This window comes from Streptomyces sp. NPDC002076 (assembly GCF_053593835.1).
Genome location: NZ_JBSFDI010000024.1, coordinates 51222 through 73873 on the forward strand (window position 1 = coordinate 51222; position 22652 = coordinate 73873).

The following is a 22652-nucleotide window of genomic DNA, read 5'->3' on the forward strand; positions in this document are numbered from 1 at the left end:
CGTCGGTCCTGCGAGGCGCACGGGGTGTGGTCTGCTGCCGGATTCCCACCTCAAAGTTGGACGGGCAGATGGCGGGGCCCGCGGAGCATCGCGTTCTGGCGGTAAGGGGGCGGGTCCTCGACCAGGCTTGCGGTGCCGAGGTGGGGGAGCAGCGCGCGGAGCGCCGCCTGGGCTTCGAGACGGGCGAGGGGGGCGCCGTAGCAGAGGTGGATGCCGCTGCCGAAGCCGAGGTGCTCGATGTCCGGGCGGGTGGGGTCGAACCGGTCGGGCTCGTGGAACCGCTTGGGGTCGCGGTTGCCCGAGCCGAGGACCAGGACGACGGTCGCGCCTTGGCCGATGCGGGTGCCGGCGACGTCGATGTCGGCGTGCGGGATGCGCTCACGCATGTGGACCGGGGGTTCGTAGCGCAGCAGTTCCTCGACCGCCTGCGGCAGCAGGCCGGGTTCCCGGCGCAGGTGGTCCAGCTGCTCGGGCAGGCGCAGCAAGGTGAGCACGCCGTTGGTGATGAGGTTGACCGTGGTCTCGTGTCCGGCGATGAGGAGCAGTACGGCGGTCTCGGCGAGTTCCTCCTGAGTGAGCCGCAGAGCCGGGTCCGGCTCGTTGACGAAGGCGGAGAGCATGTCGTCGCTCGGCTGGCCACGGCGCTGCTCGGCGAGGTTCACCAGGTACCCGCCCATCTCCATGCGAGCCTGGTCCCCCGCCTTGTCCGTGTCGGTGTCCTCGTCGGGCCTGACGTCCGCGGCCGCGACGATCGCGTCGGACCAGGCCCGGAACAGCGGCTCGTCCTCGCGTGGCACACCGAGCAGGCGGCAGATCACCGTGACGGGCAGCGGATAGGCGAAGTCGTCGACGATGTCGATCTGCCGGCCCGCCTCGAAGGGCTCCAGCAGGTTCTCGATGATCCGGTCGATCTCGCCGCGCATGCCGTCGACCCGGGCGGGGCTGTGCGGCGGGCCGAACGGTCGCATGGCCAGCCTGCGCAGCCTGTGGTGTTCGGGGTCGTCGAGCCGCAGGAACGGCGGCTTGTGGGTCACCTCGCCGCGGGTGCGGGGATCGGCACTCATCCGTGGGTCATGGAGCAGAGCCGTGATCTCGTGGTAGGTGCCGACCAGGTAGCTGCCACTTGCCTGGCGCACCACGGGACCGGCCTCGCGGAGTTCTGCGTACAGCGGGTAGGGATTCGGGCGGCTGGCGTAGTCGGTGATGCGTGCCAGCAGGGTCTCGGAGTCCATGGTGGCTCCTCGGGTGGGGGCAGGACGTGGACGGCGGTGCGTCACACCACCGTCAGCCGGCGATCGGGGAGGTGTCCGGTGAGCGCTACGGTCGGTCCGTGGGACAGCACCGACGGGTCCGGCACATCGGAGGGAATCGGGACGTCGGCCACGATCGCACGGTCCGCCGCGCCCGGCGGGGGCGGGAACGCAGCAGCCGTCTCGATCAAGTGCCGGTAGTAGTCGAGGGACTTCGCCATGTCGACGGTGACCGCGGCCGTCACCCGTCCTCGGTAGCCGTAGACCATCGCCAGACGGCGCGCCTCCAAAGAGCCCTGGGCGATGACCACGTGGTCGGAGTAGGTGGGCACGCCAACCGACTTGATGTTGAGGCCGAACTGGGTCGACCAGAACACCGGGATGGCCAGGTGCGGGCGCCGCAGGGGCCCTGGGCTGACCATGTTGTGGGCCGCCACCCCGGCCTGCTCGACCGCGTTCCCCCAGTGCTCCAGGGACAGCATCTGGTAGCCGAACAGCGGGTGGGGGAAGCGGGAGACGTCACCGGCCACGAAGATGTCATCGGTGACGATCCCGTACATGTTGAACGCGCGGCACCCGGCGTCGCAGGCGACCCCGCGAGGGCCCGCCGCCAGCCCGGACTCCGCCAGCCACTCGACGTTGCGGACCGCCCCCAGCGCCACGACGCACACATCGGCATCGACGCGACTGCCGTCCGACAGGTCCGCACCGGTGAAGCTGCCGTTCCCGCGCAGGGCGGTGACCGTCACACCGGTGCGCAGATCCACGCCGTGATTGCGGTGCATGACGGCCGCGAGTTTCGACAGAGTGCCGCCGAGCGCGCCCACCAGGGGTGCGGGACCGCGTTCGGCGACGGTCACGGCCAGCCCGAGTTCCCGGCATGCCGAGGCGATCTCCGAACCGGTGAAACCGGCGCCGATCACCAGCACCCGCTCCGGCCCGGCGGCCAGCCGCTCGGACAGCCCGCCCGCGTCCTCACGGGTGCGCAGAGTGAACACCCCGTCCAGGGCGGCTTCCTCCGGGTTGGGCCAGGGACGCGCGCGGGTTCCGGTGGCGATCAGCAGCCTGTCGTACGGCAGTGACTCGCCGTCTTCCAGCACCACGCGTCTCGCCAGCGGGTCCACACCGGTGGCGGGTACGCCGAGGCGCCACTCGGCGTCCGGATCCCGGCGCATCGGCAGCTCGGTGGTCTCCGCCGTCGCCTGCCCGAGCAGCACCTGCTTGGACAGCGGCGGCCGGTCGTAGGGCGCGTGCGGCTCGTCCCCGACCACGGTCAGCGAGCCGGTGAAGCCCTCCTCGCGCAACGCCTCCGCGGCCCGCAGCCCGGCCAGCGACGCACCGACGATGACGATCCGGCCGTCCTTGAGGTCAGCGGGCACCACTGCTCACCTCCTCGCCGAGGAGGATCGCCTGCACCGGGCATGCCGCGGCGGCCTGGCGCACGCGCTCGATCTGATCGTCGGGCACGGCCGTGGCGTACAGCAGCCCCTCCTCGCCGTGCAGCTCGAACACCTCGGGCGCGAGGAACACGCACTGTGCATAGCCCTGGCACCGTGTGAGGTCGACAACGGTCCGCATCTTCACCACTTCCTCCGTTGTCACACCCCCCTCATCTCCAGCATGGGGGGAGATCCGCACGCTCGCACGACGACTGCGCGAGGAACGCGGCCGGGCAGTCGTCGACTGCGGGGCGCGGTGGAAACGGAAGGGGCTTCTCGCCTCCGTGGCTGATCTCCTCGGACGGTGGGCCGAGTTGGTCGGTGGGGCGAGGATCCTCGCCGGGAGTCAGGCGGACAGACGCGACGGCCTCGGGGTCGCCCGCGTCGGACGGACGCGCCAGTGGGCCGGTCTCCCGCTCCAGCCGCCGCTGCGGCGCCACCCGGCGCCCGGAGGCGACCACGTGAGGCCCCTGCTTGCGCAGTAACCGGGCCGTGGCCTCGCCGATGCCGGAGGCGCGGCTCATGAGGACAACTCGCTTGCCCACCACAGGGGTTCTGCTTTCTGTTCCGGGAGCACGGGGTTCGTCCGGTCCGGCGCGGCCGGGGACCGCCGGGCTCAGTCCAGCGCGTCGTGCCCGTCGTACGAACCCGGCCGCCCGCTCAGGCGTACGGCCTCCAGGGCGATGTACAGCTCGGCGGAGGACTCCGCGTCGGTGGTGCGGCGGCCGGTCAGTTCGGCGATGCGGTTGAGGCGGTACAGGACCGTGTTCCGGTGACAGTGCAGCCGGCCGGCCGCCGCCGTCGTCGATCCGCCGCCGGCGAACCAGGCGTGCAGGGTCGCCAGCAGGGTGGCCCGTTCCTGCGGGGGCAGGGCGAGAAGGGGGCCGAGGACCGACCGGGCGACTTCCTGCGCCATGTCGGGGGAGGCGGCCGCCAGGAGCGATACCGGAGCGCTGCCGTACAGGTGGGTGCCGCCTGCTCCATGAGGCAGGCACTGTACGGCCAGCTGGGCCTGCCGCCAGGCGGTCGGGGCGTTCACGGGCGAGGTGAAGGCGCGGCTGACCCCGACCCGGGACAGCGCGATGTCGGACAGCTGGTCGACCGCATGTGCGATGGCCTGCTCGTGCGGCAGGGCCAGCAGGCCCACCCAGGCCCCTATCGGCTGGATCCATTCGGAGCCGATTCCGGCGGCACGCAGCCGGCTGCGCACGCTGGGCAGTGGCTCAACCCCGTCGTGGACCTCGGCGCAGACCACCAGAAAGGGGCCCTGCCGGTCGAGGTCCAGGACCCGTGCGATCTCCCATGCGCTCGCGCCGGTGCCGGCCCTGCCGTCGAGCAGGGTGGTGAGCATCATGCTCCGGGTCGTGGTGTCGCGCCGCGACTGTTCCTCGACGGTGGCCCGATAGGCGTCGGCGGCCGCACTGGAGTAGTCGTCGATCGCCGCCCAGATGTCGGAGGCCGTGTGCAGCAGCTCGACGGTGCTCTCCTCGTCCACGGCGGCCGCGAGCAGCCGGTCCCAGATGAAGCGGCCGGCCAGCCGGTAGGCGTGCAGGAGAGCGGCCAGCGGGATGCCCTGCGCGGCCTTCAGGCGCCCGGCGGCGCGGGGCGCCGCAAGCGTCGTGGGCCGCCCCTGCAGTGCCGCGAACATCGTGGTCAGGTTGTCGCGCACCAGGGAACGCAACTGTTCCCGGGCGAGCAGCGTGCTCTCGGCGTACGAGTGCTCGCCTGCGAGGATCTCGTCGGTGAGGTCCTCCGCGAGCCGGTCCACCTCGGTCAGCAGTCGGCCGACCAGTTCGACGACCCGGTCGGCGGCCCTCAGCTGCGTCGTCACGGGCGCAGTGTAGTCCGGCGGGACTGTGCGCCGGCACAGTCCCACGGCGTCTTTTCCCGTCGCCTGCCTATGGCCGAAACCGGTGGTGAGCGGTGGAATCACCGGCGGCGTGTCGCACCGTCCTCGCGCGGATCGGGCATGTGCACAACTCGTGGCGGATCGAAGGAGATCGCATGGACAGCTCCGGACGCATACCCGCAGCGGCCGGGATCGGACGGCGGAGGTTCCTCGGGTATGTGCTGGCCGCCTCGACGCTGACCGTGGCTGCCGAACTCGGTGAGGCGGTGTTCGCACCGGACGAGGCGGCGGCCGTCGTCCCGTCCGTGCCGGGCCCGGCGGAGATCTACGACCTCAACGACATGCTCACCGATGCGGCACTGCCGACGGCGAACCTGGTCACGATCCGCGTCGACACCGACGGCACGGCTTCCTTCGAGCTGCCCCGGGCGGAGGTCGGGCAGGGCATCACGACGTCCAGCGCCATGCTGATCGCCGAGGAACTGGACCTGCCGCTGGAGCGGATCCGGGTCACGCTCGCCGACGCGCGGCCGGAACTGCTGTTCAACCAGCTCACCGGTGGCTCCAACACAACCATCTCGACCTTCACACCGATCCGGGTGGCGGCCGCGGTGGCCCGGGGCCGGCTGTTGCAGGCGGCGGCCCTGGAACTCGGGGCGGCCCTGGACACCCTGACCACCAAGGCCGGGATCATCACCTCGTCGGCCGGCGGCCGCAGTCTCACCTACGGCGAACTCGCCGAGAAAGCCGCCGCAGTGACGTCCAGCCAGGTGTCCGTCACACTCAAGGACGCCGCGGAGTTCGAGGTCATCGGCACCGCGCAGGGGCGTATCGACGCGCGTGAAGCGGTGACCGGGCGCAAGACGTTCGCCATGGACCTGCACATCCCCGGCGCCCTGCCGACGATGGTGTGCCGGCCGCCGACGATCAACGGCACGGTGCGCTCGGTGGAGAATCTCGCGGAGGTGCGGGCGATGCCCGGCGTCACGGACGTCGTGGCCGTCTCCACCGGCGTCGCCGTCCGCGGCCGTACGTTCGGACAGTGCATCGACGCCGTGCGCGCGCTGAAGGTCTCCTGGGGCGCCGGAACGGCCGACGGAAAGAGCGACGACACCGTCCGTGACGAACTCCGCAGGGCCGAACTCCCGCTTCCGGCACTGGACCTGCTGACCAAGTCGGTCGACGCCCGGTTCACCTTCCACTTCGCGAGCAACAGCGCGCTGGAGACCAACTGCGCCATCGCCGACGTACGAGACGACTCCGCCGAGATCTGGGGAAGCCTGAAGTCCCCGATCGCCGCCCAGGAGCAGATCGCGCTGAAGCTGGGGCTGCCGGTCTCCGCCGTGAAGGTCCATGTCACCGAGGGCGGCGGCTCCTTCGGGCGCAAGCTCTTCCACGACGCCGCCGCCGAGGCCGCCGAGATCTCCCGGGCGATGGGCAAGCCGGTCAAGCTGATGTGGCACCGCACCGACGACTTCCGGCAGGGCCGTACCCACCCGATGGCCACCTCACGGGTCCGCGCCACCTACGCGCTCGGCCAGGTCCTCACCTACGACCAGCGGCACACCTCCGTCGCCACCGACTTCGGCCACGGCGTCGGCGAGATCATCACCGCGGAGGCCGCGCGGCTGCCCGTCGGCGACCTCACCTTCTCCGAGACGATCTTCGCGCTCAGCCAGCAGACCCCGTACAACTTCGGTGTCGTCACCCAGACGCTGGGCGAGACAGACAAGGGCTTCAACACCGGCTCGATGCGCAACATCTACTCGCCCAATGTGCGCTGTGCGCAGGAACTCGTCGTGGACGAGCTGGCCAGGCGGATGGGCAAGGATCCCTACCGGTTCCGCCGGGAGTTCCTCAAGGACGAGCGGGCGCGGGCCGTCCTCGACAAGGTGGCCGACGTCGGCAACTGGGGGCGGAGCATGCCCGCCGGGACGGCGCAGGGCATCGCGCTCCATCCCGAATACCATGCGTACGTCGCTGTCCTCGCCGAGATCGACTGCCGGCCGGAGACCACCGGCCGCACGGTCCGCGACGCCTACACCGGCCCCCGCGTCACCAAGGTCGTGTGCGCTGTCGACGTGGGTCTGGCCGTCAACCCTCGGGGCCTTGAGGCGCAGATGATGGGCGGCATCATGGACGGCATCGCGATCACCCTCAGCTCCGGCCTCCACCTGGACAACGGCCACTTCCTGGAAGGGAGTTGGGACAACTACTTCTACACCCGGCAGTGGAACACCCCACCCGAGCTGGAGATCGTCGTCATGCCGCCGACCACCGGGCAGCCCGGCGGTGCGGGCGAGCTGGCGGTGGCGGGTGCGGCCGCCGCCGTGGCCTGCGCCTACGGCCGGGCCACCGGCACCATGCCGACCAGCTTCCCGCTCAACCACGCCGGACCGCTCGGGTTCGAGCCGCTGCCCACCACGCCGCCGATCCCCGCGTCGCCCACCGACGGCCTCGACCGCGCCTACTAGGAGACCTCTGTGCCCGAACACACCTTCATCCTCAACGGCAACCGGGTGACCGTCGACATCGAGGACGACGTCCGGCTGCTGTGGGTGCTCAGAGACGTCCTCGGTGTCACCGGACCGAAGTACGGCTGCGGTCTCGGCGTCTGCCAGGCCTGCACCAGCCACGTCAACGGCAAGGCGTTCAACCCGTGTTCGGTGCCGGTGCAGGACATCGGCGCCGATGACGAGATCACCACCATCGAGGGCCTGCCCGCCACCGTCGGCCGTGACCTGCATCCGATGCAGGAGGCCTGGCTGGAGTACGACGTCGCGCAGTGCGGCTACTGCCAGCCCGGTCAGATCATGGCCGCCGTGGCCAAGGTCCGCCAGGCACGCGAGGAGGGCCGGGAGATCACGGAGGCCGACCTCGACGAGATCCGCAACGTCTGCCGGTGCGGCACCTACCACCGCATCCGCGAGGCGATCCAGGCCGGCGCGAAGAAGTTCTGAGGCATCGCGCTGGACCTCGCCGAGCAGCCGACGCCTCCCGGCGACGGTCCTATTCGTCGCCGGTGGGCTTCAGTTGGAGTGCGTTCTCCCAGATCTTGTTGAGCGTGGTCACCAGCCGTTCGAAGGGGATCCGCTGGCCGAGCACGAACACGCTGTAGGCCATGCGGCTCACCATGCCGGACAGGGCGTGGGCCGTCACCAGGGGATCGAGCGTGGGGTCGGCCTGGCCGCCGTCCTGCAGGGCGCGGATCATCTTGGCGTTGCGTCGCGCGAAGGCGTTGCCGCGTTCGATGCGCAGGGCCCGGAAGTTGTCGTCGATGTGGGCGACCTGCTCGAACAGGGCCATCAGGCGCGCGTTCTTCTTGTACGAGCGCAGATAGTCACGGGTGGCCGCGTCGATGAGCTGCCGGGTGTCGGTGATGCCGGTGCGCTCGCGCAGGTGCGGGTGGAGCATCTCCTCCTGCACGATGTCCACGAGCGCCCGGAAGACATCCTCTTTGTCGTTGAAGTACGTGTAGAACGAGCCGGAGGCGACATGGGCGGCAGCGGTGATGTCGGTGATCCGGGCGTCGAGATAGCCGTCGCGCTCGAAGACCTCGCGCGCCGCGGCGATGAGCGCGTTGCGCGTGCGCTCGCCCCGCCGGCTGCGCGGGGCGAGCGGTTGCCGGGAACCGTCATGAGCCGGGGCCTGGGAAGCCAATGCAGTCCATTCGCCGTCGTTCGCACACGTGCAGGTGGCAGCCGATGATAGTCGCCGCCCGGCGGATCGGCCCCGGCAGCCGCATCACCGCCCCAGGCCGAGGGATCCCAGGAAGCGGAGCAGCGCTGCGTCGACCTCCTCGGGGCGCTCCTGCTGGACCCAGTGGCCGGCGCCTTCCAGGACGACGTGCTCGCGCAGATCGGTGAGGACCGTCCCCAGGTTGTCGGCGGGCATGAACCGGGCGACGGGATCCTTGGAGCCGGTGAGGAAGAAGGACGGCTGTGTGATGGGGCGGCCCTGAAGGTCGCGGGTCAGTGCCCAGTTGCGGTCCATGTTGCGGTAGTAGTTGAGGCCGCCCGTGAACCCGGTCTCCTCGAAGGTCCTGACGTAATGGGCCAGCTCCTCCTCGTCGAGCCACGGCGGGGGCGCGAGTTCGGCCTCGTCGCGGGACGCCCACTCGGCGGAGTAGATCTCCCGTGCGACAAGGGTCCTGCGGACGTTCCGCGCCAGCGCCTGGTCCGCGACTTCGGGTTCCTGGAACCACACCATGTAGAAGTCGTCGCCCAGCCGTGAACGAAGGACGGGCAGCGGCGGAACGGGGGAACGCGGGGTGGCGGGAACGCTCAGGCCGGCCACGGCACGCACCCGTCCGGGGTGCAGCCAGGCCATGTGCCACACGACGTTCGCTCCCCAGTCGTGTCCCACGAAGACAGCGTCCTCGGCGCCCACGTCGTCCAGGAGGCCCACGAGGTCCGCGCACAGGTTCACCACGTCGTAGGCCTCGACGTCCCGCGGCCGTGAGCTTCCTCCGTAACCGCGCATGTCGGGCGCGAGGACCCGGTATCCGGCCTCGGCGAGGGCGAAGACCTGATGGCGCCAGGAGAAGGCGAGTTCGGGGAAGCCGTGGCACAGCACGACCGGCGGTGTGCCGGGCCTGTGCTCGCCGTGCTCGAAGACGCGCAGCGTGATGCCGTTCGTCGCGACATCACGCGACTTGAGGCGCTCCCAGTCCGCGAGTGAAGCCTTCGTCGTCATGTGCCACCACACCGCCAATCGGCTGATCCCACCGAGCGAACCTGCCCTGCTCAGCTGGGTGTTGTAAGTATTGAACTTGACGTTGGATTCAACTATACAGGGCTGTGGCCCCCGCGCACCGACGGGACGAGGAGGACACGCAGGTGACTCGAACCACCCCGCCCGGGACCCGCACCGCCGTCCTGTTCGACTTCGGAGGGGTGCTCACCGCCAGCGTGCTCGCGGCCTTCGAGCAGCTGGGCTCCGCCCTGGGCTGCGACCCACGGCTGCCGCTGCGCCTGCTGGCCAGGGACGAGGAGAGCGGCGCCCTGCTCGTGGCGCACGAGGAAGGCCGGATCGGCGAGCTGCAGTTCGAACAGGGCTTCGCCGAGCGGCTCCGTGCCCACGGAGTGGCGATCGACCCCGCCGAGCCGGGCATCGTACGCCGCGTACAGAGCGCGATGGAGCCCGACCGCGCCATGATCGGCCTGGTCGCACGGGTACGGAAGGCCGGATACCGCGTCGGGCTGCTGTCCAACTCGCTCGGCGACGACTGCTACGCCGGGTTCGACCTGCCGGGCATGTTCGACGCCGTCACCGTCTCGCGAGAGGTGGGCGTCCGCAAACCCTCGCGCCGGGCCTACGAGATCGCCTGCGAACGGCTGGGCGTCCGCCCGTGGGACGCGGTGATGGTGGACGACCTGGAGCAGAACATCACCGCGGCCGAACGCGCGGGTCTCGCCGGGATCGTGCACACGGACGCCGCCGCGACGGCCGCGGCGCTGAAGTCCGTGCTCCACCCGCCCGCGCGGACGCGGTGACCTGCCTTCGTTCCCCGACCACGAACCCACCGAGGTGAACCCGTGTTCCAGACGACCGACAGGGCCAAGGCGTACCAGGAGAAGCTGCTGGCCTTCATGGACGAGCACATCTACCCCGCGGAGCCCGTCTACGAGGCGCAGATGGCGCAGTCGGGCGATCCGCACTTCCACCCGCCCGTCCTGGAGGAGCTGAAGGCCGAGGCCAGGAAGCAGGGACTGTGGAACCTCTTCCACCCGCATCCCGAGTGCGGACCGGGCCTGACCAACCTCGAGTACGCCCCGCTCGCCGAGATCATGGGGCGCAGCCCGCACCTGGCGCCGGAGGCCACCAACTGCAACGCGCCGGACACCGGGAACATGGAGGTGCTGACGCTCTTCGGCACCGAGGAGCACAAGGAGAGGTGGCTCAAGCCGCTGCTCGCCGGAGAGATCGCCTCCGCGTTCGCGATGACCGAACCCGCCGTCGCCAGTTCCGACGCACGCAACATCCAGCTGCGCATGCGACGCGACGGTGACGACTACATCCTCGACGGACGCAAGTGGTGGACCTCCAACGTCCTGCACAAGAACTGCAGGGTCCTCATCGTCATGGGCAAGACCGACCCGGATGCGCCCAGCCACCGTCAGCAGAGCATGATGGTCGTGCCGCTGGACACCCCCGGCATCACCGTGGTGCGCAACCTGCCCGTGTTCGGCTACCAGGACCGGGAAGGCCACGGTGAGGTCCTCTTCGAGAACGTGCGGGTACCGTCCAAGGCCCTGCTGGCCCACGAGGGCGACGGCTTCATGATCAGTCAGGCCCGGCTGGGTCCCGGGCGCATCCACCACTGCATGCGCAGCATCGGCATGGCCGAGCGGGCCCTGGACCTGATGATCGACCGGGCCCAGGAGCGGACGACGTTCGGGGGGCCGCTCGCCGAGCGGGCCAACATCCAGGACTGGATCGCCGAGGCCCGTATCGAGATCGACATGGCCCGGCTGCTGACCCTCCAGGCGGCCCATCTGATGGACACCGTGGGCAACAAGGTCGCACGGACGGAGATCGCCGCCATCAAGGTGGCCGCACCGGACATCGCCCTCAGGGTCGTCGACCGCGCCATCCAGGTCCACGGCGGCGCCGGCGTCTCCGACGACTTCCCTCTGGCCGGCATGTACGCCCATCTGCGCACCCTGCGCCTGGCGGACGGCCCCGACGAGGTCCACAAGCGCACCATCGCCCACCGGGAACTCCGCCGCCGTGAGGCCGAGCGGGGCCCGCGGTGACGACGGCGGAGGGCGCCGCCTCCTTGGTGCGACCTACCGCTGGACCGCTGACCGGGACCCGCCCACCCTTCAGCCCAGCTTCTTCAGCAGCTCGGCGGCGAGCGGGGCGGAGGAGGCGGGGTTCTGTCCGGTGATCAGGTTGCGGTCGACCACCACGTTGGGCGCCCACGGCTCGCCGACCTGGACGTCGACGCCCGCCTCTTCGAGCCGCGTCTGCAGCAGCCACTTGGCCTTGTCGGCGAAGCCCGCCTGCGTCTCCTCGGCGTTGGTGAACGCGGCCACCCGGTAACCGGCGAAGGCGTTGGAACCGTCGCTCTTCTCGGCGGCGAGCAGCGCGGCCGGGGCGTGGCACACCACGCCCAGCGGCTTGCCGGAGCCGAGCGTGTCGACGAGGAGCCTGCCGGAGGCGGCGCTGACGGCGAGGTCCTCCATGGGGCCGTGGCCGCCGGGGTAGAAGACGGCGTCGTAGTCGTCCAGGCGGACGTCCTCCAGCCGGACCGGCTTCTTGATCTCGGCCATGGAGGCGAGGACGGCGGCGATCCTGTCGGCGCCCTCCTGGCCGCCGTTGACCTCGGGCGCGAGGCTGCCGCGGTCGACGGTCGGGACGACACCGCCGGGCGTGGCGACGACGATCTCGTGACCGGCGGCCGTGAACGCCTCGTACGGGGCGGCGGCCTCCTCGGCCCAGAAGCCGGTGGGGTGCTTGGTGCCGTCGGCCAGCGTCCAGTGGTCGACGCCGGTCATCACGAAGAGGATCTTCGACATGGTGCTTCTTTCGGGAGGAGCCGGAGGGATCGCTCTCGAACGTAGGGCCCCGAGCCATTTGTTTCCAATGGGGACGCCAATGTCAGGCATTGGAACTTCTATGGCTACATTGACTGCGTGACCGATCTCGATCTGAACCTGCTGCGCACGTTCCTCGCGGTGTACCGGTCGGGTTCGTTCACCGGTGCCGCCCAGCTGCTGGGGCTGTCGCAGCCCACGGTGACGACACAGATGCGCACCTTGGAGCGGCAGACGGGACGGGAGCTGTTCGAACGGCTGCCGCGCGGGGTCGCGCCGACGGCGGTGGCCGACGAACTGGCGGTGCGGGTCGCGCCGGGGCTCGACATGCTCGCCGCCGTGGCGGGACCGGACACGGCGGAGGGCCGTACCGCCGAACCGGTGCACCTCGCCGGTCCCGCCGAGTTCCTGTGCACCAGCGTGCTGCCGGCGCTGGCGCCGCTCGTGGCGGACGGGGTACGGCTGCGGGTGGCGACGGGGCTGACCGATGCGCTGCTCGACGAGCTGCGGGCGGGCCGCCACGACCTGGTGATCGCCACGCTCCGCCCCCGGGGTCGTACGCTCTCCGCGGTGCCGCTGGCGGACGAGGAGTTCGTGCTGGTGGCGGCGCCCGCGTGGGCCGGGCGGCTGAAGGGACCGCTCGCCGCCGAGGGCCCCTCGGCCCTGCACTCGGTCCCGCTGGTGACGTACGCCGAAGATCTGCCCATCGCCCGCCGCTACTGGCGGCACGTCTTCGGTCGCCGGCTCTCCTGCCCCGCCGCGGTCACCGTGCCCGACCTGCGCGGAGTGAAGGCCGCGGTCGTGGCCGGCGCGGGCTTCACCGTGCTGCCCCGCTATCTGTGCGCCGGTGAACTGGCCTCCGGAGCCCTCGTCCTCCTGCACGAGCCCGACGACCCTCCGATCAACACCGGCTACCTGGTCCAGCGGCCGGGTGTGCCCGACAACCCGGACGTGATCCGCGTCCGGGACCACCTGCTGCGTGCCTTCCGCGGCGGGTGACGACCCGGGCACCGGGCACCGCCACGTCCTGGACCGTCGCTCAGCGCCCGCGCTTTCCGTCCGGACGCCTCTCGGCGGCCATGGGCAGGGCACGAGGGGAGCTCCCGTCGGAAGTCTCCTCGGCAACCGGAACCGGCTGCCGGTAGCGCGTGGAGGTGTCGATCCTCGGTGCGGTCCGGCCGAGCCGCTCAGCCGTGGCCGTCGCCTCCTCGTCGTCCGGCACGGACACCGCGAGGAGCCGGAAGGGCGCCGAGGGCCGCAGCTCGACGCTCACGACGGGTCGGCCGGGCCGCAGGGCCACGAAGTCCGTCCCGCCGGGATGGCCGCGCGTGCCGATGGACCAGCCGCCGGGAATCCAGGTGCCGCGCTGCCGCACTCCGCGCAGGGCGCGCCACCAGTCGGCTTCGACCGTGACCCGGCACACCGCTGTCAGCGGCACCCGCACATCACCACGGCGGGCGGCCACCCGCTGCCACCACGACAGGCGTACGACCACGTCGTCCCCGTCGACGAGAATGCGTGCCATTTCTCAGCTCCTCCGTTCCATACTCGTCGCTTCTCCGGATGGCCGCCGGACACCGCTGCGGGCGCTGCCGCTCGTCACCCGAGCCCGGAGCGCGGACCTTCGGCGTGTCCCGTGTCGTGGCGCCCCGGCCCGGGTACCCGGCCGGGGCGCCGGAGGGACGTGCCGTCGTGCCGGTCCGGTGGTCCGAGTGCGAGCGGGCGCACCCGCCGGGCGCGAGCCGTCGTACGACCGCACGCCGTGGCCCGGTGACGAGCACGGCGCAGGTGTGGAAGGAGTCGACTGGGCATGCGGTTTCATGATCGCGTCCATGCCGGCCGGGAGCTGGCCGAGCGGCTGCGCATCCGGCAGGAGGCGGGGGCGCTGACGCATCCGGTCGTGCTGGCCCTGCCGCGTGGCGGGGTGACGGTGGCCCGGGAGGTGGCGCGGGCGCTGGAGGCACCGCTCGACGTGCTCGTCGCACGCAAGATCGGCGCGCCGTTCCAGGAGGAGCTGGGCGTGGGGGCGCTCGCGGGTGATGACCCTCCGCTGTTCGACGAGCGGACCCTGGACGAACTCGGCCTGGACGAGGCGGCCCTCGACGACGTGGTGGAGCGGGAGCGGGCGGAGCTGCACCGCCGGGAGGAGCGGTACCGGCAGGGCCGTCCCGCGCCCGAGCTGCGGGACCGCACCGTGATCCTGGTGGACGACGGGGTGGCCACCGGGGCGACCGCACGGGCGGCGCTGCGCTGGCTGCGCCGCCAGTCGCCGGAGCGGGTCGTGCTGGCGGTGCCGGTGTGCTCGCCGCAGGCGGCGGACCTGCTGCGCGGCGAGGCCGACGAGGTGCTCTGCCTGCAGCGGCCGACCGTCTTCCTGGCCGTGGGGGAGTGGTACGAGGACTTCGAGCAGCTGACCGACGACGACGTGCTCGCCGCGCTGCAGGGGCAGTGACCCCAGGGCGCGCCGAGCCGGAGCGGAGACCGCGATGGAGTTGGTCGAGGAACGTTCCTTCCGCTTTCGCATCGAGCCGCACGCGGGCATGCGGGTGCCCGGGGTCGTGTTCGCGTCCCGGGAGCTGCTCGCGGATGCCGAGCAGTCCCTGGAGCAGGTCGTGCACGTGGCCACGCTGCCCGGCATCGTCGCCGCCTCGTACGCCATGCCGGACATCCACTGGGGGTACGGCTTCCCCATCGGCGGTGTCGCCGCCACCGACGTGGACGCCGGCGGGGTGGTCTCGCCGGGCGGCGTCGGCTTCGACATCTCCTGCGGGGTGCGGCTGCTGGCCGCCGACTGCGACGCCGACACGCTCCGGCCCGCGCTGACCGCCGTGATGGACGGCCTGGACCGGGCGATTCCGCGCGGGGCCGGGCCCGGCGGCGTGTGGCACCTCACCGGCCCCGGAGAACTGGAGCGGCTGCTGGACGGCGGCTCCCGCTACGCCGTGGAGCAGGGCCACGGGGAGGAGCGCGACCTGCTGCGCTGCGAGGACGCCGGCGCGGTCGCCGACGCGGACGTGACCCAGGTCGGGCAGCGGGCCCGGGAGCGTGGCCTCGGTCAGGTGGGCAGCCTGGGCTCCGCCAACCATTTCCTGGAGGTGCAGCAGGTCGCCGAGGTGTACGACGCCCCGGCCGCTGCCGCCTTCGGGATCGGGCCGGGCCAGGTGTGCGTCATGATCCACTGTGGCTCGCGCGGGCTCGGACACCAGATCTGCACCGACCATGTGCGGCTCATGGATCGCGCCATGGCCCGCTACGGCATCTCCGTGCCCGACCGGCAGCTCGCCTGTACGCCGGTCGACTCGCCCGAGGGGCAGGACTATCTCGGGGCCATGGCCGCTGCCGCCAACTACGGCCGGGCGAACCGGCAGTTGCTGTCCGACGCGGCCCGCGGCGTGTTCCGGCGCACCGCCGGCACCGGACTGACGCTGGTGTACGACGTCTCCCACAACCTCGCCAAGATCGAGACCCATCCGGTCGACGGCCGGCGGCGACGGCTGTGCGTGCACCGCAAGGGCGCCACCCGCGCCTTCCCGCCCGGACATCCCGAACTGCCGGAGGACATAAGGGAGTTCGGGCAGCCGGTGCTGATCCCCGGCACCCTCGGGACGGCGTCGTACGTGCTGACCGGCGTGTCCGGGGGTGACGCCTTCCACTCCACCTGTCATGGCGCGGGCCGCACCATGAGCCGTCATCAGGCCGCGCGCAGCATCACCGGCAGCGAGCTGCGGGCGCGGCTGCGCAACGCCGGCATCGCCGCGCGCCCGAAGTCCTGGCGCGGCCTGACGGAGGAGACGCCGGAGGCGTACAAGGACGTCGACGCGGTCGTCGCCGCGAGCGAGGGGGCGGGGCTGTGCCGGAAGGTCGCCCGGCTGGTGCCGCTCGGGGTGGTGAAGGGCTGACGCCAGTGGCCGTCGGCTACCCGTGCGGCGGGGTGCGCCTGTGCGGTCACACGTCCACGATCACCGTGCAGGACCACCCGTACGCGTCCGGACCGATGTGCAACTCCTGCCAGGAGACACCCTTGGGTGCGGCACCGATGACGGTGACGTCCGCGAGGTCGGCGAGCGACAGCCGTACCGCCAGTCCACCGTCGAAGGTGGGCTCCGCTTCCACGTCGACGGGGATCCGGCCCGCCACCTCCAGCCGGTAGACCACCTCCTCCAGCAGCGCGACCAGCAGATCCGCGTCGTCGCCGGGGTCGAGACGGACCCGTTCCATGGTGGCGGGGTGTGCCTCGGACACATCGGCGAAGGCCTCGACCATGGCGCGTACCGCCTCGGTCAGGCACTGTTCCCGGGTCGTGCCCCAGGCCTGCAGACGGGTGTCGGCGGTGTGCGGCATCGAGCGGTGACCGTTCTCGCCCTCGCGCCGTGCCCGTAGCTCGTCGCTGATGTCACCCACCATGGCCGCCGTGATCCCTTCTGCGACCCCCCTCGGCTTCCATCGTCACTCGCCGGGCTCGGCGGCGCCACGCCGTGCGCGGCAGAGGACGGAAAAGCCGGTTTGCCCGGGCCGTCCGTGGCTACGCGGGCGGGCGAGGCCGTACGCCTCACCATTTCGGATCCGGGAGGTGCCCGATGACACGGCGGATACGTGAGGTCATGTCGCCCGGCGCGGTGGCGGTGGAGCCCATGACCACGGTGGAACGGGCGGCGCTTCTCATGCGGGAGCACGACATCGGTGACGTCCTGGTCGCCTACGACTGCGATCTGTTCGGTGTGCTCACCGACCGCGACATCGTGGTGCGGACGCTCGCCGCGGGACTGGACCCGCACTCCACCACGGTCGGCAGGGTGTGCAGCCGGCCGCCGTTGCTGACCTTGACCCCCGAGGACACCACGGACCACGCGGTCGAGCTGATGCGCCGGCACGGCCTGCGCCGACTCCCCGTTGTGGAACACGGCGGCTGCCCGGTCGGCTTCGTCAGCCTCGGTGACCTGGCGGCCGTCGAGGATCCGCACTCGGCGCTGGCGGAGATCAGCACGGCGGCACCGAACCACTGAACCGTCGCGGTGGCCTTCGCGAGGGGCCGCCCGTGACGGGGTCGGGTGACCGTGGGTATCGAGCGGGTGACAGGCCGGTCAGGGCGCGAGTACCCGGGCCCGGCAGGCCGACGGTGTGCCCCAGGAGGTCCGTAGCGCGCGGGCCTTGCGGATCCACAGGGACAGGTCCAGTTCATCGGTGTAGCCGAGGGCGCCGTGCAACTGCAGGGCGGTGCGCGCCGCGGTGTAGGCGGCCTCGCAGGCGGAGACCTTCGCCGCGGCGATCTCGCGCCCGCACCCGGCGTCGCCCCGCTCCATCGCCAACGCGGCGGCGCTGAGCAGCGGTTGGGCGAACTCCAGGGCGATCAGCGAGTCGGCCAGCCGGTGCTTGACCGCCTGGAACGAGCCGATGGCGACCCCGAACTGCCTGCGCTGCCGGGCGTGTTCGACGGTCCGGTCCAGCAGGGCACGGCCCAGTCCGAGGGCCTGCGCCGCCGTGGTGAGCGCCGCGACCTCGGCGGCGTGCGCGGCCGCGGCGGCGACGGCCGGCCCCTGGGCCAGCACGGCGCCGCCGAGCGGGCGGGCCGGCCGCCGGGCCGGGTCGAGGCAGTGCTGTACGGGACCATGCGCCTCGGCCAGGCGCAGGATGTCGCCCTCGACGACGAACACCGCGTCGGCGGTGTCCGCGTCCAGGGCGTAGGGACTGTCGGGGGAGAGCAGGCACACCGAGGCGACGACCTTGCCGGCGGCGATCCCCGGCACCCACGCGGCGGCCGTGGTCGCGTCGCCCAGACGGTCCAGGAGGGCCGCCGCCGCGACCGTCTCCGCCAGCGGACCCGGCACCGCGTGACGGCCCAACTCCACGAAAGCCACGCCCAGTTCGACCGGAAGTGGGCCCAGGCCGGCGTACCGCTCCGGTGTTCCGAGCGCGAACACCCCCGCCTCGGCCAGCCTGGACCACAGCGCGCGGCCCGGCCCGGTGTCCCCGGCGGCCCAGGACCGTACGACGTCCGGCGTGCCCGCCGCCGTCAGCATGGCGTCCAGCGAGCGGGCGAAGTCGCGCTGCTCGGCGTCGAGGAGGAAGCGCATCACCGGCGTCCCTTCGGCAGGCCGAGCAGCCGCTCGGCGATGATGTCGCGCTGGATCTCGTTGGTGCCCGCGTAGATGGGACCGGCCAGCGAGAAGACGTATCCCTCGGCCCAGCCGCCGTGCGCGGGAGCGTCCGCGGCGTCGTCGGCGAGGTCGCCGTAGGGGCCGAGGAGATCGAGGGCGGTCTCGTGCAGGGCGATGTCCAGTTCGGACCAGAACACCTTGTTGAGGCTCGACTCCGCGCCGATGGAACCTCCCGCCGCCAGACGTGAGGCGGCCGCGTAGGCGAACATTTGGTAGGTGCGGGCCCCGATCACCGCGTCGGCGACCCGGTCGCGCAGCGCGGTGTCGGAGGGGTCGGCGTGCTCGTGCCACAGCCGGGCCAGCCGGTCGGCGGCGGCCGTGAAGCGGCCGGGGCTGCGCAGGGTGAGGCCGCGCTCGTTGCCCGCCGTGCTCATCGCCACCCGCCAGCCCTGTCCGGGCTCGCCGATGACGTCCTCGTCGGGCACGAACACCTCGTCCAGGAAGAGTTCCGCGAAGGCGGGCTTGCCGTCGAGCCGCCCGATCGGCCGCACCGTCACCCCGTCCGCGTCCAGCGGGAACATCAGGTACGTCAGGCCCCGGTGCGGCCGCTCGGCGTCCGGGTCGCTGCGGAACAGTCCGAAGGCGCGGTCGGCGAACGCCGCCCGCGAGGACCAGGTCTTCTGGCCGCTCACGCGCCAGCCGCCGGCGGTGCGTACGGCTGTGGAGCGCAGCGAGGCGAGGTCGGAGCCGGCTTCCGGCTCGGACCAGGCCTGGGCCCAGACGACCTCACCGCTCGCCATGGACGGCAGGACGCGCGCGCACTGCTCCGGTGTGCCGTGCTCGAAGAGGGTGGGCGCGAGGAGGTTGATGCCGTTCTGGCCGACCCGGCCGGGCGCACCGGCCGCGTAGTACTCCTCCTCGAAGATCAGCCACTGCAGGATCGAGACACCCCGGCCGCCGTACTCCTCGGGCCAGGAGACCACCGACCAGCGGTCGGCGAACAGGGCCCGCTCCCACTCCCGGTGGGCTGCGAACCCCTCCGCCGTCTCCAGCGAGGGCAGCGGGGTGGAGGGCACATGGTCGGCGAGCCAGGCGCGGGCCTCGGCGCGGAAGGTGTCGTCCGCGGCGGAGAAGTCGAGGTCCATCAGTGGCCCACGGCCACTGGTCCGGGGCGTACGCGGCGGACGGGCTCCGTGGGCGCGGTGCGGGTGGCGGGCATTCGCTCTCCTTCCCTAACAAGTGTTTGGTAGATTAACCTGACGGACCGTCAGCCGTCGAGGGGCGTCCGGAGCCGCCCATGAGCTGCGACCGGCGAGTTCGCCCTCATCGCCGAGCGCGTCCTCGGCCTGTCGAAGGAGGCCCGCCCGTGACCACGCCCCCACCGCCCTACGTCCCCGGGCACGCCCTCCTGCACGGCCGTACCGCCGTGGTCACCGCCGCCGCGGGCGCCGGTATCGGCGGGGCGACCGCCCGCCGGCTGCTGGAGGAAGGCGCCCGGATCGTGCTCTCCGACGCTCACGCCCGCAGGCTCAAGGAGTCGGAGGCGGCGCTGGCCGCGGAGTTCGGCGCGGACCGCGTCGCCGCACTGCCCTGTGACGTCACCGAGGAGGAGCAGGTCGCCGCGCTCTTCGACTTCGCGGCCGAGCGGCACGGGCGCCTGGACGTCGTCGTCAACAACGCCGGACTCGGCGGCACCGCCGACCTGGTCGAGATGACCGACGAGCAGTGGGACAAGGTCCTCGACGTCACCCTCACCGGCACCTTCCGCTGCACCCGCGCCGCGCTGCGCCGGATGAGGGCGGCGGGCGCCGGGGGCGTCGTCGTCAACAACGCCTCGGTGATCGGCTGGCGGGCGCAGCGGGGCCAGGCGCACTACGCCGCCGCCAAGGCCGGGGTCATGGCCCTCACCCGCTGCGCCGCCGTGGAGGCCGCGGCGTACGGCGTGCGGGTCAACGCCGTCTCGCCCAGCCTCGCCATGCACCCGCACCTGGCGAAGGTCACCACGCCGGAACTGCTGGAGGAACTGACCGCCCGCGAGGCGTTCGGCCGCTGGGCCGAGCCGTGGGAGGTGGCCAACGTCATCGTCTTCCTGGCCAGCGGCTACTCCTCGTACCTGACCGGCGAGGTCCTGTCCGTCAGCAGTCAGCACGCCTGATCCTCGCGGGCGCCCTGTGCCGGAAGGGTCCGGGTACTTGGTGAGCCGACCGCGTTTCCACTGACACCGCAGACACCACCGATCACCAAGGAGTGGCCATGGCCGAGGCATACATCGTCGAAGCGGTCCGCACGCCGGTCGGCAGGCGCGGCGGCGGGCTCGCGTCCGTCCACCCGGCCGATCTCGGCGCCCATGCGCTGACGGCGCTGATGGAGCGCTCCGGCGTCGACCCGGCCGCCGTCGAGGACGTCGTCCTCGGCTGCGTGGACACCGTCGGCCCGCAGGCCGGCGACATCGCCCGCACCTGCTGGCTGGCCGCCGGGCTGCCCGAGGAGGTGCCGGGGGTGACGGTGGACCGCCAGTGCGGCTCCTCCCAGCAGGCCCTGCACTTCGCCGCACAGGGAGTGCTCTCGGGCACCCAGGACCTGGTCGTCGCGGGCGGAGTGCAGAACATGTCGATGATCCCGATCGCCTTCGCCACCCGCCAGGCCGCCGAACCCCTCGGGCTCACCCAGGGCCCCTACGCCGGCTCCGAGGGCTGGCGGGCCCGCTACGGTGACCGGCCGGTCAACCAGTTCGCCGGCGCCGAGATGATCGCCGAGAAGTGGGGCATCTCCCGCCGGGACATGGAGGAGTTCGCGCTGCGCTCCCATCAGCGGGCCGTCCGCGCCATCGACGAGGGCCGCTTCGACCGCGAACTCGTCCCCTATGGCGAGGTGACCCGAGACGAGGGCCCCCGACGCGACACCACACTGGAGAAGATGGCGGCCCTGAAGCCGGTGGTCGACGGCGGCCGGCTGACCGCCGCCGTCTCCTCCCAGGTCTCCGACGGCGCCTCGGCCCTGCTGATCGCGAGCGAACGAGCCGTACGGGAGCACGGTCTGACGCCCCGCGCCCGCGTCCACCACCTGTCGGTGCGCGGCGAGGACCCCATCCGGATGCTGACCGCACCGATCCCGGCCACGGCGTACGCGCTGAAGAAGGCCGGGATGACCCTCGACGAGATCGACCTGGTGGAGATCAACGAGGCCTTCGCCCCGGTGGTGCTCGCCTGGCTGAAGGAGACCGGCGCCGACCCGGAGAAGGTCAACGTCAACGGCGGTGCCATCGCCCTCGGCCACCCGCTGGGCGCCACCGGCACCAAGCTCATGACCACGCTGCTGCACGAACTGGAACGCACCGGCGGACGCTACGGCCTGCAGACCATGTGCGAGGGCGGCGGCCAGGCCAACGTCACCATCGTCGAGCGGCTCTGACCGCGGGGAGTCCGCTACTCGGCCGGCGGCAGTCCGCGGAGCGTGGCCCGGGCCTCCGCCATGATCCGGTCGACGAGCTCGGCACAGGAGGGCAGATCGTCGATCAGACCGGCGACCTGGCCGGAGGCCATCACACCGAGGTCGGTCCGGCCCTCGACCATCGACGCCCTGAGCAGCATGGGGGTGTTGGCGGCCAGCAGGACCTGGCTCCACGTCAGGTCCTTGCCGTGTCTCATCGCCAGACCGTCGCGGACCATCCGCGTCCAGCTCATGCCGGACAGCGCCTTGAAGGACGCCGCGTGACGTACGGCGCGCAGCAGCGCGGTCGCCCGGCCCGAGCGTTCGAGGGAGTCGACCAGCTGGGTGCGCAGCATCCGGTGGGGGAGTCCGTCGACCTTGGTCGTGACGGTGATGTCGTCCACCGTGGCCGCCAGATACCGGGCTTTGACCGCGTCGGGCACGGTGCTGTCGGAGGTGAGCAGGAAGCGGGTGCCCATGGCGATGCCGGCGGCGCCGTAGGCGAGCGCGGCGACCAGGCCGCGTCCGTCGTGGAAGCCGCCGGCCGCGACGACTGGGATGCCGACCGCGTCGACCACCTGGGGGAGCAGAACGGTGGTGGCGACCTTCCCGGTGTGCCCGCCGCCCTCCCCGCCCTGCACCACCACCGCGTCGGCGCCCCACGCGGCCACCTTCTCCGCGTGCCGCCGGGCGCCGATGGACGGGATGACCACCACTCCGGCGTCCTTGAGCCGGGCGATCAGTTCCCTTGAGGGCGCGAGCGCGAACGAGGCGACCCGCACCCCCTCCTCGATGACGATCCGCACCCGCTCGGCCGCGTCCGAGGCGTCCGCCCGCAGATTGACCCCGAAGGGCGCGTCGGTGCGGGACTTGACCTCGCGGACGGCCGCGCGCAGCTGGTCGGTCGTCAAGGTGGCCGAGGCGAGGATCCCGAGCGCGCCCGCGTCGGCGGTGGCCGACACCAGCCGCGGACCGGACACCCAGCCCATGCCGGTCTGCACGATGGGATGCCGCACACCGACGAGCTCGGTCAGCGGGGTGGCGATCGC

Annotated in this window: 23 protein-coding genes; 10 read left to right on the plus strand and 13 right to left on the minus strand. The window is 72.0% G+C overall.

Annotation, left to right across the window (positions count from 1 at the left end; genetic code table 11):
- Positions 1 to 50 precede the first annotated feature (50 nt).
- The 5 genes from ACWCQS_RS36815 to ACWCQS_RS36835 all read right to left on the minus strand — a co-directional run bounded on the left by ACWCQS_RS36815 (position 51) and on the right by ACWCQS_RS36835 (position 4520).
- Complete coding sequence (locus ACWCQS_RS36815; RefSeq protein ID WP_451008511.1) at positions 51 to 1232, minus strand: cytochrome P450; 1182 nt, start codon at positions 1230 to 1232, stop codon at positions 51 to 53.
- 41 nt (positions 1233 to 1273) lie between these two features.
- The gene (locus ACWCQS_RS36820; RefSeq protein ID WP_451008512.1) at positions 1274 to 2629 is read right to left on the minus strand and encodes an NAD(P)/FAD-dependent oxidoreductase; all 1356 of its coding nucleotides are present in this window, start codon (positions 2627 to 2629) and stop codon (positions 1274 to 1276) included.
- Positions 2619 to 2828 carry a ferredoxin gene (locus ACWCQS_RS36825; protein WP_450982717.1) on the minus strand — a complete coding sequence of 70 codons (210 nt, stop codon included), beginning with the start codon at positions 2826 to 2828 and terminating at the stop codon, positions 2619 to 2621. Before ACWCQS_RS36825 ends, ACWCQS_RS36820 begins: the two co-directional genes overlap by 11 nt.
- Positions 2829 to 2859: 31 nt before the next feature.
- Positions 2860 to 3234 (minus strand): hypothetical protein, encoded by a 375-nt coding sequence (locus tag ACWCQS_RS36830; protein ID WP_451008513.1) that lies wholly within the window; start codon positions 3232 to 3234, stop codon positions 2860 to 2862.
- Positions 3235 to 3305: 71 nt separating this feature from the next.
- Positions 3306 to 4520, minus strand: coding sequence for a PucR family transcriptional regulator (locus ACWCQS_RS36835; protein ID WP_451008514.1), 1215 nt, complete (start codon positions 4518 to 4520; stop codon positions 3306 to 3308).
- Between the two features lie 173 nt (positions 4521 to 4693).
- Between ACWCQS_RS36835 and ACWCQS_RS36840 the strand changes: the two genes are divergently transcribed.
- Positions 4694 to 7012: a molybdopterin cofactor-binding domain-containing protein gene (locus tag ACWCQS_RS36840; RefSeq protein ID WP_451008515.1), complete on the plus strand. Its 2319-nt coding sequence runs from the start codon at positions 4694 to 4696 to the stop codon at positions 7010 to 7012.
- 9 nt (positions 7013 to 7021) lie between these two features.
- Positions 7022 to 7498, plus strand: coding sequence for a (2Fe-2S)-binding protein (locus ACWCQS_RS36845; protein WP_451008516.1), 477 nt, complete (start codon positions 7022 to 7024; stop codon positions 7496 to 7498).
- Positions 7499 to 7547: 49 nt separating this feature from the next.
- Here ACWCQS_RS36845 and ACWCQS_RS36850 read toward each other — a convergent pair whose 3' ends face one another.
- Both ACWCQS_RS36850 and ACWCQS_RS36855 read right to left on the minus strand, forming a co-directional pair.
- A complete protein-coding gene (locus tag ACWCQS_RS36850; protein ID WP_451008517.1) occupies positions 7548 to 8198 on the minus strand; it encodes a TetR/AcrR family transcriptional regulator in 651 nt (216 codons plus the stop codon).
- Positions 8199 to 8282: 84 nt separating this feature from the next.
- Complete coding sequence (locus ACWCQS_RS36855; RefSeq protein ID WP_451008518.1) at positions 8283 to 9233, minus strand: alpha/beta fold hydrolase; 951 nt, start codon at positions 9231 to 9233, stop codon at positions 8283 to 8285.
- 143 nt (positions 9234 to 9376) lie between these two features.
- Between ACWCQS_RS36855 and ACWCQS_RS36860 the strand changes: the two genes are divergently transcribed.
- Both ACWCQS_RS36860 and ACWCQS_RS36865 read left to right on the plus strand, forming a co-directional pair.
- Positions 9377 to 10033 (plus strand): HAD family hydrolase, encoded by a 657-nt coding sequence (locus tag ACWCQS_RS36860; RefSeq protein ID WP_451008519.1) that lies wholly within the window; start codon positions 9377 to 9379, stop codon positions 10031 to 10033.
- A 42-nt stretch (positions 10034 to 10075) separates the two neighbouring features.
- The gene (locus ACWCQS_RS36865; RefSeq protein ID WP_451008520.1) at positions 10076 to 11296 is read left to right on the plus strand and encodes an acyl-CoA dehydrogenase family protein; all 1221 of its coding nucleotides are present in this window, start codon (positions 10076 to 10078) and stop codon (positions 11294 to 11296) included.
- A gap of 69 nt (positions 11297 to 11365) precedes the next feature.
- On the opposite strand, the gene ACWCQS_RS36870 is transcribed toward ACWCQS_RS36865, so the two are convergent.
- The gene (locus ACWCQS_RS36870; RefSeq protein ID WP_451008521.1) at positions 11366 to 12061 is read right to left on the minus strand and encodes a type 1 glutamine amidotransferase domain-containing protein; all 696 of its coding nucleotides are present in this window, start codon (positions 12059 to 12061) and stop codon (positions 11366 to 11368) included.
- A gap of 117 nt (positions 12062 to 12178) precedes the next feature.
- On the opposite strand from ACWCQS_RS36870, the gene ACWCQS_RS36875 reads away from it, so the two are divergent.
- The gene (locus tag ACWCQS_RS36875) at positions 12179 to 13078 is read left to right on the plus strand and encodes a LysR family transcriptional regulator (RefSeq protein ID WP_451008522.1); all 900 of its coding nucleotides are present in this window, start codon (positions 12179 to 12181) and stop codon (positions 13076 to 13078) included.
- 40 nt (positions 13079 to 13118) lie between these two features.
- Here the strand turns inward: ACWCQS_RS36875 and ACWCQS_RS36880 are convergent, their stop codons facing one another.
- Positions 13119 to 13604 (minus strand): hypothetical protein, encoded by a 486-nt coding sequence (locus ACWCQS_RS36880; RefSeq protein ID WP_451008523.1) that lies wholly within the window; start codon positions 13602 to 13604, stop codon positions 13119 to 13121.
- A gap of 285 nt (positions 13605 to 13889) precedes the next feature.
- Here ACWCQS_RS36880 and ACWCQS_RS36885 point away from each other — a divergent pair, with 285 nt between their 5' ends.
- Both ACWCQS_RS36885 and ACWCQS_RS36890 read left to right on the plus strand, forming a co-directional pair.
- A complete protein-coding gene (locus ACWCQS_RS36885) occupies positions 13890 to 14531 on the plus strand; it encodes a phosphoribosyltransferase (RefSeq protein ID WP_450984596.1) in 642 nt (213 codons plus the stop codon).
- 34 nt (positions 14532 to 14565) lie between these two features.
- Positions 14566 to 15978 (plus strand): RtcB family protein, encoded by a 1413-nt coding sequence (locus tag ACWCQS_RS36890; RefSeq protein WP_451008524.1) that lies wholly within the window; start codon positions 14566 to 14568, stop codon positions 15976 to 15978.
- 46 nt (positions 15979 to 16024) lie between these two features.
- On the opposite strand, the gene ACWCQS_RS36895 is transcribed toward ACWCQS_RS36890, so the two are convergent.
- Entirely contained in the window at positions 16025 to 16483 is a 459-nt protein-coding gene (locus ACWCQS_RS36895; protein WP_451008525.1) for an archease, read from the minus strand.
- 173 nt (positions 16484 to 16656) lie between these two features.
- Between ACWCQS_RS36895 and ACWCQS_RS36900 the strand changes: the two genes are divergently transcribed.
- Positions 16657 to 17082: a CBS domain-containing protein gene (locus tag ACWCQS_RS36900; protein ID WP_450984599.1), complete on the plus strand. Its 426-nt coding sequence runs from the start codon at positions 16657 to 16659 to the stop codon at positions 17080 to 17082.
- Between the two features lie 78 nt (positions 17083 to 17160).
- Here ACWCQS_RS36900 and ACWCQS_RS36905 read toward each other — a convergent pair whose 3' ends face one another.
- Both ACWCQS_RS36905 and ACWCQS_RS36910 read right to left on the minus strand, forming a co-directional pair.
- Positions 17161 to 18150, minus strand: coding sequence for an acyl-CoA dehydrogenase family protein (locus ACWCQS_RS36905; RefSeq protein ID WP_451008526.1), 990 nt, complete (start codon positions 18148 to 18150; stop codon positions 17161 to 17163).
- Entirely contained in the window at positions 18150 to 19319 is a 1170-nt protein-coding gene (locus ACWCQS_RS36910) for an acyl-CoA dehydrogenase family protein (RefSeq protein WP_451008527.1), read from the minus strand. Before ACWCQS_RS36910 ends, ACWCQS_RS36905 begins: the two co-directional genes overlap by 1 nt.
- 221 nt (positions 19320 to 19540) lie before the next feature.
- Here ACWCQS_RS36910 and ACWCQS_RS36915 point away from each other — a divergent pair, with 221 nt between their 5' ends.
- Together ACWCQS_RS36915 and ACWCQS_RS36920 are read left to right on the plus strand one after the other, a co-directional pair.
- Positions 19541 to 20329 carry an SDR family oxidoreductase gene (locus ACWCQS_RS36915; protein WP_451008528.1) on the plus strand — a complete coding sequence of 263 codons (789 nt, stop codon included), beginning with the start codon at positions 19541 to 19543 and terminating at the stop codon, positions 20327 to 20329.
- 98 nt (positions 20330 to 20427) lie between these two features.
- Complete coding sequence (locus ACWCQS_RS36920) at positions 20428 to 21585, plus strand: acetyl-CoA C-acetyltransferase (RefSeq protein WP_451008529.1); 1158 nt, start codon at positions 20428 to 20430, stop codon at positions 21583 to 21585.
- Between the two features lie 14 nt (positions 21586 to 21599).
- Here ACWCQS_RS36920 and ACWCQS_RS36925 read toward each other — a convergent pair whose 3' ends face one another.
- Positions 21600 to 22649, minus strand: coding sequence for an NAD(P)H-dependent flavin oxidoreductase (locus ACWCQS_RS36925; protein ID WP_451008594.1), 1050 nt, complete (start codon positions 22647 to 22649; stop codon positions 21600 to 21602).
- Positions 22650 to 22652: the final 3 nt, after the last annotated feature.

What these genes read in the sequence shown, in the direction of transcription:
- ACWCQS_RS36880 (WP_451008523.1), bottom strand. Translation starts at nt 13,604, where the DNA reads ATGGCACGCATTCTCGTCGACGGGGACGACGTGGTCGTACGCCTGTCG.
- ACWCQS_RS36910 (WP_451008527.1), bottom strand. Translation starts at nt 19,319, where the DNA reads ATGGACCTCGACTTCTCCGCCGCGGACGACACCTTCCGCGCCGAGGCC.
- ACWCQS_RS36855 (WP_451008518.1), bottom strand. Translation starts at nt 9,233, where the DNA reads ATGACGACGAAGGCTTCACTCGCGGACTGGGAGCGCCTCAAGTCGCGT.
- ACWCQS_RS36890 (WP_451008524.1), top strand. Translation starts at nt 14,566, where the DNA reads ATGGAGTTGGTCGAGGAACGTTCCTTCCGCTTTCGCATCGAGCCGCAC.
- ACWCQS_RS36870 (WP_451008521.1), bottom strand. Translation starts at nt 12,061, where the DNA reads ATGTCGAAGATCCTCTTCGTGATGACCGGCGTCGACCACTGGACGCTG.
- ACWCQS_RS36895 (WP_451008525.1), bottom strand. Translation starts at nt 16,483, where the DNA reads ATGGTGGGTGACATCAGCGACGAGCTACGGGCACGGCGCGAGGGCGAG.
- ACWCQS_RS36920 (WP_451008529.1), top strand. Translation starts at nt 20,428, where the DNA reads ATGGCCGAGGCATACATCGTCGAAGCGGTCCGCACGCCGGTCGGCAGG.
- ACWCQS_RS36825 (WP_450982717.1), bottom strand. Translation starts at nt 2,828, where the DNA reads ATGCGGACCGTTGTCGACCTCACACGGTGCCAGGGCTATGCACAGTGC.
- ACWCQS_RS36885 (WP_450984596.1), top strand. Translation starts at nt 13,890, where the DNA reads ATGCGGTTTCATGATCGCGTCCATGCCGGCCGGGAGCTGGCCGAGCGG.
- ACWCQS_RS36900 (WP_450984599.1), top strand. Translation starts at nt 16,657, where the DNA reads ATGACACGGCGGATACGTGAGGTCATGTCGCCCGGCGCGGTGGCGGTG.
- ACWCQS_RS36815 (WP_451008511.1), bottom strand. Translation starts at nt 1,232, where the DNA reads ATGGACTCCGAGACCCTGCTGGCACGCATCACCGACTACGCCAGCCGC.
- ACWCQS_RS36905 (WP_451008526.1), bottom strand. Translation starts at nt 18,150, where the DNA reads ATGCGCTTCCTCCTCGACGCCGAGCAGCGCGACTTCGCCCGCTCGCTG.
- ACWCQS_RS36840 (WP_451008515.1), top strand. Translation starts at nt 4,694, where the DNA reads ATGGACAGCTCCGGACGCATACCCGCAGCGGCCGGGATCGGACGGCGG.